This is a genomic window from Acidocella sp. (genome assembly GCF_028687955.1).
Lineage (GTDB): Bacteria > Pseudomonadota > Alphaproteobacteria > Acetobacterales > Acetobacteraceae > Acidocella.
The window spans coordinates 2,517-12,964 of sequence record NZ_JAQTZC010000068.1 but is presented as its reverse complement, the minus strand read 5'-3'; the positions used below and the strand labels follow the sequence as shown (position 1 = coordinate 12,964).

8 protein-coding genes are annotated in these 10,448 nt (G+C 64.1%); 6 read left to right on the top strand and 2 right to left on the bottom strand.

The features are described from left to right. Entirely contained in the window at positions 1-1,851 is a 1,851-nt protein-coding gene (gene ilvD / locus PHE40_RS09195; RefSeq protein ID WP_299961046.1) for a dihydroxy-acid dehydratase, read from the bottom strand. Between the two features lie 207 nt (positions 1,852-2,058). On the opposite strand from ilvD, the gene PHE40_RS09190 reads away from it, so the two are divergent. Next, positions 2,059-3,546 (top strand): Hint domain-containing protein, encoded by a 1,488-nt coding sequence (locus PHE40_RS09190; RefSeq protein WP_299961044.1) that lies wholly within the window; start codon positions 2,059-2,061, stop codon positions 3,544-3,546. Between the two features lie 22 nt (positions 3,547-3,568). Here PHE40_RS09190 and rho read toward each other — a convergent pair whose 3' ends face one another. After that, the gene (gene rho / locus PHE40_RS09185; protein ID WP_299961043.1) at positions 3,569-4,843 is read right to left on the bottom strand and encodes a transcription termination factor Rho; all 1,275 of its coding nucleotides are present in this window, start codon (positions 4,841-4,843) and stop codon (positions 3,569-3,571) included. Positions 4,844-5,038: 195 nt separating this feature from the next. Here rho and PHE40_RS09180 point away from each other — a divergent pair, with 195 nt between their 5' ends. From PHE40_RS09180 to PHE40_RS09160, 5 genes are all read left to right on the top strand, one after another. Further along, positions 5,039-5,839: a carbon-nitrogen hydrolase family protein gene (locus PHE40_RS09180; protein WP_299961041.1), complete on the top strand. Its 801-nt coding sequence runs from the start codon at positions 5,039-5,041 to the stop codon at positions 5,837-5,839. A 74-nt stretch (positions 5,840-5,913) separates the two neighbouring features. Beyond that, positions 5,914-6,348 (top strand): CBS domain-containing protein, encoded by a 435-nt coding sequence (locus PHE40_RS09175; protein ID WP_299961039.1) that lies wholly within the window; start codon positions 5,914-5,916, stop codon positions 6,346-6,348. 128 nt (positions 6,349-6,476) lie between these two features. Further along, complete coding sequence (gene hemA / locus PHE40_RS09170) at positions 6,477-7,694, top strand: 5-aminolevulinate synthase (RefSeq protein WP_299961037.1); 1,218 nt, start codon at positions 6,477-6,479, stop codon at positions 7,692-7,694. Positions 7,695-7,965: 271 nt separating this feature from the next. Then, the gene (locus PHE40_RS09165; protein WP_299961036.1) at positions 7,966-8,517 is read left to right on the top strand and encodes an acetate uptake transporter; all 552 of its coding nucleotides are present in this window, start codon (positions 7,966-7,968) and stop codon (positions 8,515-8,517) included. A gap of 35 nt (positions 8,518-8,552) precedes the next feature. Continuing rightward, entirely contained in the window at positions 8,553-10,430 is a 1,878-nt protein-coding gene (locus tag PHE40_RS09160; RefSeq protein WP_299961034.1) for an AMP-binding protein, read from the top strand. The last annotated feature ends 18 nt before the right edge of the window (positions 10,431-10,448 follow it).

Sequence of the window (10,448 nt, the reverse complement as noted above, 5' to 3'; positions counted from 1 at the left end):
TTACCGGCGGGTTAGCTGCGTGATATCGCGCACGGCGCCGCGCGCCGCGCTGGTGGTGAGGGCGGCGTAGGCTTGCAAAGCCTGCGAGACCACGCGGGTGCGGTTGGGCTTCCAGGCTTCCGCGCCGCGGGCTTCCATGGCGAGGCGGCGGGCGGCCAGGGTTTCATCCGGCAGGGCAGCGCGCAGGATGCGGTTGGGGATGTCGATTTCGATGATGTCGCCCTCTTCCAACAGGCCGATGTCGCCGCCTTCGGCGGCTTCAGGTGAGGCGTGGCCGATGGAGAGCCCAGCGGTGCCGCCGGAGAAGCGGCCGTCAGTCACCAAGGCGCAGACTTTGCCCAGGCCTTTGGATTTGAGGTAGCTGGTGGGGTAGAGCATCTCCTGCATGCCGGGGCCGCCTTTGGGGCCTTCATAACGGATGACCACCACATCCCCCGCGACGATGCGGTTGCCGAGGATGGCGGAGACCGCGTCGTCCTGGCTCTCAAAAATGCGGGCGGGGCCGGTGAAGACCAGTGCCGAGGGGTCAACCCCCGCGGTTTTGACGATGGCGCCGTCCAGCGCGATGTTGCCGGCGAGGACGGCGAGGCCGCCATCGGGGCTGAAGGCGTGGGCGATGTCGCGGATGACGCCTTTGGCGCGGTCGAGGTCCAAGGACTCATAGCGGCGGTTCTGGCTGAAGGCCTGGGTGGTGCGCACGCCGCCGGGGGCGGCGAGGTAGAGGCTGCGGGCGGCATCCGAAGCGGGGCCTGAGATGTCCCATTTGGCGATGGCCTCGCCCATGGTGGGGGTGTGGACGGTGGGCAGGCTGGTGTGGAGCAGCCCGGCGCGGCTGAGTTCGCCCAGGATGGCGAAGATGCCGCCGGCGCGGTGGACGTCTTCCATATGGACATCGGATTTTGAGGGCGCGACCTTGCAGAGATTGGGGACGCGCCGGGAGAGATGGTCAATGTCTTCCATGGTGAAGGGGATTTCGCCCTCATGCGCGGCGGCGAGCAGGTGGAGCACCGTGTTGGTGGAGCCGCCCATGGCGATATCGAGCGACATGGCGTTCTGGAACGCCTCGAAGCTGGCGATGGAGCGGGGCAGGACGCTGGCGTCGTCCTGCTCGTACCAGCGTTTGGCGAGTTTGACGATGGTGCGCCCGGCTTCGAGGAACAGCTCGCGGCGGTCAGCATGGGTGGCGAGCAGGCTGCCGTTGCCGGGGAGCGAGAGGCCCAGCGCCTCGGTGAGGCAGTTCATGGAATTGGCGGTGAACATGCCCGAGCAGGAGCCGCAGGTGGGGCAGGCGGAGCGCTCGACGGAGGCTGTCTCGGCGTCGGAGACTGAAGGGTCAGCCGCGGCGACCATGGCGGTGATGAGGTCGGCGCGCTCGGTCTTGCCGCCGTGGATGTATTTGCCAGCTTCCATCGGGCCGCCGGAGACGAAGACGGTGGGGATGTTGAGGCGCATCGCGGCCATGAGCATGCCGGGGGTGATTTTGTCGCAGTTGGAGATGCAGATCAGGGCGTCAGCGCAATGGGCGTTGACCATGTATTCGACGGAATCAGCGATCAGCTCACGCGAGGGCAGGCTGTAGAGCATCCCGGAATGGCCCATGGCGATGCCGTCATCCACCGCGATGGTGTTGAATTCCTTGGCGACGCCGCCAACGGATTCGATCTCGCGGGCGACCATCTGGCCGAGGTCTTTCAGGTGGACATGGCCGGGGACGAATTGGGTGAAGGAATTGGCGATGGCGATGATGGGTTTGCCGAAGTCGCCGTCCTGCATGCCGGTGGCGCGCCAGAGGCTGCGCGCGCCGGCCATGTTGCGGCCGTGGGTGGTGGTGCGGGAGCGGTATGCCGGCATTTTAATGTCCTAACTGGTGGAGCGCAGGGGGTATAAATTCACCTGTTTGCGGGCAAAGGCAAGTTTGCGCGCGGCGGCGGGTGATGAATGGAAATTTACAGTTTGTTAACTTTGAAATTGAAATCGGGAGGGTGGGCGTGTACACGCTTGTCGTGAATAAAACTTAATCAACTCAACTTGTAGTTGTTTCGTGGTTTGGGGAGCTTTATGAGCGGTATCATAGAAAATTATACTGGCGTGGTTGAGACTGTCACCCTCAGCACTGCCGGGAGTTATGTGATTACCGCCGATGGCGGGATGGGTGGTGCGGGCGGCGGCGGGCTTGGCGGGGATGGTGCGCTGGTGAGCGGGACGTTCATGCTGACGGCCGGGACGATGCTGGAGATTGTGGTGGGCGGCGCGGGAGCGGCCGGCGCCGGCGGTGGTGGTGGCGGCGGAGGAGGAGGCAGTTTTGTTTTTGATTTGACGACCGGGACGCTGCTGGAAGCGGCGGGTGGCGGCGGCGGCGGCGGGTTTGCCGCGGCCGATGGCGGCGGCGGCGGGGTGATAACCAATGCCGGGGCGAATGGCCTGCAAAATACGGCAAATACATATGGTCTGGTCGCGGAGACCAACCAGGGCGTGGGGATTGGCGGCGTTGGCGGGCAGGGTGGCTCTGGTGGCACTGATACGATTCTTGGTGCCAATGGCGGCGGCGGCGGCGGGGTGAGCGGAAGCGGCACCAATGGCATATCGGCGCTGGGGCGCGGCGGCGGTGACGGCGGCAGCGGCGGCAATGGCGGCATTGTGTTGCCGGGCACCGGGGGGTTGGGATTGGCTGGCAGCGGCGGCAACGGCGGGTTTGGCGGCGGCGGCGGCGGCGGGTGGACAGCGGGCGGTGGCGGCGGCGGATATTCGGGCGGCGGCGGCGGAAGCTATTACGGCGGCGGCGGGGGTGGTTCGTTTGTTGCCTCCAATGCCAGCGCGCAGGTGATGACGCCTGGCTATAATACAATGGCGGCTGGGGAGGTGGTGATTTCGCCGGTGTGTTTCACCGAGGGGACGAGGATTCGCACGCCGCGCGGCAATGTTGCGGTGGAGAGCCTGCGGGCGGGCAGCAAGGTGTGCTTGAGCGGCGGCGGGGTGGCCGGGGTTGTGTGGCTGGGGGTGCAGAGCATGGCGCGCGGGCTTGGCGATCCGCTGCGGGTGCTTCCCATACGGATAAAGGCCGGGGCGCTGGGCAAGGGCGTGCCGCGGCGCGATCTGCTGGTATCGCCCGCGCATGCGTTGTTCGTGGACGGGATATTGGTGCAGGCGGGGGCGCTGGTGAACGGGATTTCGGTGGTGCGGGAATATGCCGTGCCTGAGGTGTTCCGGTATTACCATGTGGAACTGGCTGCGCATGCGCTGCTGCTGGCGGAGAATACGCCGGCGGAGAGCTTTGTGGACAATGTGCACCGTGAGCAGTTTGACAACTGGACCGAGCGTGAGGAGCGGCCCGGGATTGTGGAGATGGATTATCCACGCGCACTCTCTGCCCGGCAGGTGCCGCGCGTGACAAGGGAGCGGTTGCTGGCGCGCGGGATGGCGCTTTTTGGCGCCGTGGCGGCTTTGGAACAGGAGGGGCGCGGGGAGGTGAAGCGCAGGGCCGGTCCGGCACGGCGCAGGGCCGCGCAGGACCGTGCAGGACCAGGGGAGGTGAGGCCCCTGGCTTGAGACCTGCGTCAGGGACGGTGGTTCAGGTGTTCATCGCCTCGAAGAAATCGGCGTTGGTTTTGGAGTATTTCAGCTTGTCGAGGAGGAATTCCATCGCGTCGGTGGTGCCCATCTGGCTGAGGATGCGGCGCAGCACCCACATTTTGGACAAAGTGGCCTTCTCGACCAGCAGCTCTTCCTTGCGGGTGCCGGACTTGGTGATGTCAATGGCGGGGAAGGTGCGCTTGTCGGAGAGTTTGCGGTCCAGGATGATTTCGGAGTTGCCGGTGCCTTTGAACTCTTCGAAGATGACTTCGTCCATGCGCGAGCCGGTGTCGATCAGCGCGGTGGCGATGATGGTCAGCGAACCGCCTTCCTCGATGTTGCGCGCGGCGCCGAAGAAGCGCTTGGGGCGCTGTAGGGCGTTTGCGTCCACGCCGCCGGTGAGCACCTTGCCCGAGGAGGGGACGACGGTGTTGTAGGCGCGGGCGAGGCGGGTGATGCTGTCCAGCAAAATGACGACATCGCGCTTATGTTCGACCAGGCGCTTGGCTTTTTCCAGCACCATTTCGGTGACCTGGACGTGGCGGGTGGCGGGTTCATCAAAGGTGGAGGCGACGACCTCGCCCTTCACGGAGCGCGACATGTCGGTGACCTCCTCGGGGCGTTCATCGATGAGCAGGACGATGAGGAAGACTTCTGGGTGGTTGGCTGAGATGGCCGCCGCGATGTTTTGCAGCATCACGGTTTTGCCGGTGCGCGGCGGGGCGACCACGAGGGCGCGTTGGCCTTTGCCGATGGGGGCGATGAGGTCGATGACGCGGGAGGTGTTGTCCTTCACCGAGCCTTTGGCGGTGGGCTCGGTGAGCTCGACCTCCATTTTCAGGCGTGAGGTGGGGTAGAGCGGGGTGAGATTATCAAAATTGATGCGGTGTTTGACCGCGTCGGGCGATTCAAAGTTGATTTTGTCAACCTTGGTGAGGGCGAAGTAGCGCTCCCCCTCCTTGGGGGCCTTGATTTCGCCGTCCACAGTGTCGCCGGTGCGCAAGGAGAAGCGGCGGACCTGGGCGGGGGAGACGTAGATGTCTTCCGGGCCGGGGAGGTAATTGGCCTCCGGGTTGCGCAGGAAGCCGAAACCATCGGGGAGGATTTCAAGCGTGCCATCGCCGCGGATGACCTGGTCATTATCAGCGAAGGCCTTGAGGATGGCGAACATCATGTCCTGCTTGCGCAGGGAGGAGGCGTTCTCGACTTCCAGCTCCTCCGCGAGGGAAAGCAGGTCCGTGGGCGATTTGGCCTTGAGTTCGGCTAGATGCATGGGTGGTCCGATCGGGAGTGCGCGCCAAGCGGATGCTGGCGCAAAAGGGGCGGCAGGGATGTTTGCAGGCTGAATACAGCCGCGGCGGCGCGAATGGCCTGAGCCGTTACATGAGGGTTTTGGTCCGCAACGTCAAGCTGGGGACACGTGAAAACAATGGTTCCAGGATTGGCGGAAACGGCTTAAATTGGCGGCATGAAAATTGCGCTCAAAATTGCCCTCTATCAAGGTCCTGGCGCTGTTAATGACCCGCAAGCCGCGTTTACGCTTATGCAACGCAAGGCGGCGGAGGCCAAGGCGCGGGGCGCGGATGTGCTGCTGCTGCCGGAGATGTATCTCTCGGGCTACAATATAGGGCCGGAGAATGCGCGCCGGTGTGCGCTGACGGCGGCGGGGCTGGCGCCGGCGCGGCGGTTTGCGAAGGAGCAGGGCATTGCCCTGGCGTTCGGCTACCCGGAGCTGGTGGGCGAGCGGGTGGCGAATGCGGTTGTGTTGATTGGCCCGGACGGGGAGATTTTGCTCAATTACCGCAAGACGCATCTGTTCGGTGAGCTGGACCGGGCGATGTTCGAGGAGGTGGGCGCGCAGTTTCCGGTGGCCAGGCTGGGCGGGTACACGGTTGGCCTGCTGATCTGCTATGACATCGAGTTCCCTGAGCCGGCGCGGCGGCTGGCGCTGGCGGGGGCGGATATCATACTGGTGCCCACGGCCTCAATGGAGCCGTATGACCAGGTGGCGCGGCATGTAATTCCGGCGCGCGCCTATGAGAACCAGGTGTATATAGCCTATGCCAACCATAGCGGGCAGGATGACGGGCTGAGCTATATCGGGCTTTCCAGCATTTGCGGGCCGGATGGCAAGGTGCTGGCGCTGGCGGGCACGGGTGAGGAGATGTTGCTGGCGGAGGTGGCGCCGGAGCACCATGCCGCCGTGCGGCGGGCGGACCCGTTGCTGGCGGACCGCCGGCCGGCGTTATACGGGCCGCTGGTAAAGTGAAATAGGGTTTGCTCAGGGGGGCGGATGCTCTCATACTGCCCGGAAATACTGCCCGGGAAATAGGAGGTGACGCTATGATTTTACAGGCTATTTTAGCCAATAAGCCGGCCGGATATATTGCTGTACCGCAGGAAATGCGGGTTAGTGCTGTGATTGCCGTGCTGGCGGAGAAGCATATTGGCGCGGTGCTGGTGGTGGGGCCGCAGGATGATCTGGTTGGCATATTGAGCGAGCGCGATGTTGTGCGCAGCCTCTCGGTGCGCGCCGCTGCCACACTGTATTTGACCGCGGCGGATTTGATGACACCCAATCCGGCTACCGCCTCGCGGGCGACCACGGTGGAGGAGGCGATGGAGCTGATGACCAACGGGCGGTTCCGGCATTTGCCCGTGCTGGAGGATGGCAGGCTGATTGGGCTGGTGAGCATCGGCGATGTGGTGAAGGCGCGGATCGATCACCAGAAATACGAGGTGGAGACGCTGCGGACCTATGTGGCGGGCGGCGTCTAAGCCGCCGCTTTTTGCCGCCCCCCTAGGGGCGGGGTGAGAATTTGGCGGCAGCTGGGTTGCGGGCGTGTCATTGACTCGGGCGAGGCTTAGGGTCTTTTCTGCGCGCGGATTTCAGGTAATGGCTGGTCATGCATAAGTTTCTTGTCAAATGTGATGAAGCGCTCAACGAGATTTCATCTCAGGGGCGCTACCGGCGCTTTGTGGCACTGGAGAAGCTGGCGGACAGGTTTCCTTATTATTCAGTGACCATGGAGGGGCGGACGCGCGATATTCTCGTGTGGTCGTCCAATGATTATCTGGCCATGGGGACGGATCCGGTGGTGATCGAGGCTTCCATCGATGCCGCAAGGCGGATGGGCGCCGGTGCGGGGGGGACGCGCAACATCGCAGGCTCTTCGCCGCTGCATGTGGCGTTGGAGGAAGAACTCGCGGATTTGCACGGCAAGGATGCGGCGCTGCTGTTCACCTCGGGCTATGTCTCGAACCAGGCGACGCTGGGCGCGATGCTGAACGCGCTGCCGGACTGGCATGTGTTCTCCGATGCGCAGAACCATAATTCGATGATTGTGGGGATAAAGGACGGGCGTAAGGCCAGCGTGCATGTATTCAAGCATAACGACATGACGGATCTGGAGCGGTTGCTGGCGGCGGCGCCGGCAGATGCGCCCAAGCTGATCGCGTTCGAGAGCGTGTATTCGATGGATGGCGATATCGCGCCGCTGAAGGAGATATGCGATCTGGCGGACAAGTATAACGCGCTGACGTATCTCGACGAGGTGCATGCGGTGGGCCTGTATGGCGCGCATGGCGGCGGGGTTTCGGAGCGCGACGGGGTGGCGCACCGGATTACGATTATCGAGGGTACGCTGGCCAAGGGGTTTGGCTGCCACGGCGGGTATGTGACCGGCGATTTCAAGGTGCTGGATTATATCCGCTCGGTGGCGGCGGGGTTTATTTTCACCACCGCGCTGCCGCCGCCCACGGTTGCGGCGGCGTTGGCGTCGGTGCGGACGCTGAAGGCGGATTCCGCGCGCCGGGCCTTGTTGTTCGACCGGGCGGCGACGCTGAAGGCGAAGTTCCGCGCGGCGGGGCTGCCGGTGATGGCGAGTTCCAGCCATATCGTGCCGCTGATGATCGGCGATGCGGGGAAGGCGACGATGGTTTCGATGCGGTTGATCCGCGAGTTCGGCATGTATGCGACGCCGATTAACTACCCCACCGTGGCGCGGGGGACGGAGCGGTTGCGCTTTACGCCGGGGCCCAAGCATACCGATGCCATGATGGATGATTTGGTGGCGGCGTTGCAGACGATTTTGCTGAGCGAGCCCGCCGTTGCCGGCGCCTGAGCCTTGGAACGGGGGCTTAGGGGCAAGCTTGTTCGTGTAATCGGCGGGTCCAAGGGGATTGGCCTTGCCCGTCCGCGCGGCTTCGCGGCTGAGGGGGCGCGGCGGCGCCGGTGGTTTTGTCAAAGATTCTGTTGCAAGATGGGACAGCGGGGGTATGGTTTTGCGGAATTCTGAAAATCTGTAATAAATTTAAACTGCGGCGCAGCGTGGCTCAACGAGGTGGCGCCGCCGCGAAGTGCCTGACCGATAAAAACCACCGGAGAGACACACAATGAAACTTGCCAACCCCGCACCACTCGGATTGTTTGGATTTGCGCTCACCACCTGGCTGCTCAGCCTGGTCAACGCCGGGTTCTTGCCCGGAACGTCCGTTCCCCTCGTGCTGGCCATGGCATTTGCCTATGGCGGCACGGCGCAGTTTTTTGCCGGGTTGATGGAAATGGCCAACGGCAATACGTTCGGTTTTGTGGCGTTCTGCTCTTATGGCGCGTTCTGGTGGAGCTTCGCGCTGTTCGCGAAATTCTTTGGCGATGGCGTGCCGGGGGCGGCTGTTGGCTGGTATCTGATTGTGTGGGGCGCGTTCACCTTTGCGATGTGGATTGGCACGTTCGCGCTCAACCGCGCGCTGTTCCTGATCTTCCTGGCGCTGTGGCCGACATTTTTCCTGCTCGGGATGGGGCCGATCACCGGCAATGCGGAGCTGACCACGCTGGGCGGTTATGGCGGGCTGATCACCGCGCTCCTGGCATTCTACTTGGGTGCTGCCGAAATCATCAACGAGGCGCATGGCCGGACCGTGTTGCCGGTTGGGGCGCGTTCCTGAGATTTCTGTACCTGATTTTCAAGAAAGAAGAAAAAATGAGCGATTATCCCAGCCTTTATGCAAAATGGCAGCAGGCGCCGGAGGCTTATTGGGCGCAGGCGGCCGAGCTGATTGACTGGGACAAGGCGCCGGAGCGGATATTTGATGGCGCGAGAGGGCCTTATGGCACGTGGTTCCCCGATGCCTGGCTGAATACATCGTATAATTGCCTGGATCGCCATGTAGCGGCCGGGCGCGGCGCGAATACCGCGCTGATATGGGATTCGCCCATGGAGGGGCGGGTTGAACACATTACCTACGCGCAGGCGCTGGGGCGGGTTGAGAAAATCGCCGGGGCGCTGGCCGCACTCGGCGTGACTAAGGGTGACCGGGTTGTTGTGTATATGCCCATGGTGCCCGAGGCGGTGTTTGCCATGCTCGCCTGTGCGCGGCTGGGGGCGATCCACTCCATGGTGTTTGGCGGGTTCGCGGCGCCGGAGCTGGCCGCGCGCATCACCGATGCGGCGCCGAAAGTGGTGATCGCGGCCTCCTGCGGGTTGGAGCCGGGGCGGGTTGTGGCTTACAAGCCGATGCTGGACGCGGCGCTGGCGCTCTCGGCGCATAAGCCGTCGGCGTGTTTGATATTTCAGCGCGCGGCGGGCCGGGCGGAGCTGGTGGCGGGGCGGGATTTTGATTTCGCGGAGGCCGAGCGGGCCGCGGTGCCGCATGGGCCGGTGAGTGTGGAGGGGGCGCATCCGCTGTATATCCTCTACACCTCAGGCACGACCGGGCGGCCGAAGGGCGTGGTGCGCGACAATGGCGGGCATGCGGTGGCGCTGGCGCAGAGCATGAAAATCATTTTTGACGTGGGGCCGGGCGAGGTGATCTGGGCGGCGGCGGATGTGGGCTGGGCCGTGGGGCATTCGTATCTGGTGTATGCGCCGCTGCTGGCTGGCGCGACCACCATCATGTACGAGGGCAAGCCGACCGGGACGCCGGATGCCGGGGCGTTCTGGCGGGTGGCCGCGCAGCATAAGGCGAAGGTGCTGTTCACCGCGCCGACGGCGCTGCGGGCGATCAAGCAGCAGGACCCGGAGGGGACGTTCATTCCCAAATATGACCTCTCGGGGATGCGGGCGCTGTTTCTGGCGGGGGAGCGGTGCGACCCGCCGACGGCGATGTGGATCGAGGCGCTGCTGGGCAAGCCGGTGATTGATAATTATTGGCAGACGGAGACCGGCTGGCCGATTACGGCGCGGTTTTTGGGTCTGGGGCTGACGCCGTTCAAGCCGGGTTCGGGCGGGCGGCCATCGCCGGGGTATGAGATTGCGCCGCTGGATGAGAACGGCGAGCCGGCGTCGGCGGGGAGCACGGGGAATTTATGCATCCGCCTGCCGATGCCGCCGGGCTGCGGGCCGACGCTGTGGCAAAATGACGATGGGTACAGGGCGGCGTACCTCACCGCGTTTCCGGGCTGGTACAAGACCGGGGATGCCGGGATGGTGGATGCGGATGGCGATGTGTGGGTAATGGGGCGGACGGATGATATCATCAACGTCGCCGGGCACCGGCTCTCCACCGGGGCGATGGAGGAGGTGCTGGCGATGCACAGGGATGTCGCGGAATGCGCGGTGATCGCCAAGGCGGATGCGCTGAAGGGGGAGATCCCCTACGGGCTGGTGGTATTGAAGGCGGGGGCGGAGCGGGAGGCTGCGGTGATCGAGAAAGAGCTGATCGCGCTGGTGCGCGAGAAAATCGGCCCGGTGGCGGCGTTTCGTGATGTGATGGTGGTGCAGCGGTTGCCGAAAACGCGCTCGGGCAAGATTTTGCGGGCGACGATCCGCAAGATCGCCAATGGCGAGGCGGTGAGCGTGCCGGGGACGATCGAGGATGCGAGCGTGCTGGAGCAGATTTCGGCGGCGTTCGGGCGGTAGGCGCATGCCAGCTTTCGC

Excerpts from the sequence above, each read along its gene's own strand:
- rho (WP_299961043.1), bottom strand. The coding sequence starts at position 4,843 with ATGCATCTAGCCGAACTCAAGGCCAAATCGCCCACGGACCTGCTTTCC.
- PHE40_RS09190 (WP_299961044.1), top strand. The coding sequence starts at position 2,059 with ATGAGCGGTATCATAGAAAATTATACTGGCGTGGTTGAGACTGTCACC.
- ilvD (WP_299961046.1), bottom strand. The coding sequence starts at position 1,851 with ATGCCGGCATACCGCTCCCGCACCACCACCCACGGCCGCAACATGGCC.
- PHE40_RS09175 (WP_299961039.1), top strand. The coding sequence starts at position 5,914 with ATGATTTTACAGGCTATTTTAGCCAATAAGCCGGCCGGATATATTGCT.
- hemA (WP_299961037.1), top strand. The coding sequence starts at position 6,477 with ATGCATAAGTTTCTTGTCAAATGTGATGAAGCGCTCAACGAGATTTCA.
- PHE40_RS09180 (WP_299961041.1), top strand. The coding sequence starts at position 5,039 with ATGAAAATTGCGCTCAAAATTGCCCTCTATCAAGGTCCTGGCGCTGTT.
- PHE40_RS09160 (WP_299961034.1), top strand. The coding sequence starts at position 8,553 with ATGAGCGATTATCCCAGCCTTTATGCAAAATGGCAGCAGGCGCCGGAG.
- PHE40_RS09165 (WP_299961036.1), top strand. The coding sequence starts at position 7,966 with ATGAAACTTGCCAACCCCGCACCACTCGGATTGTTTGGATTTGCGCTC.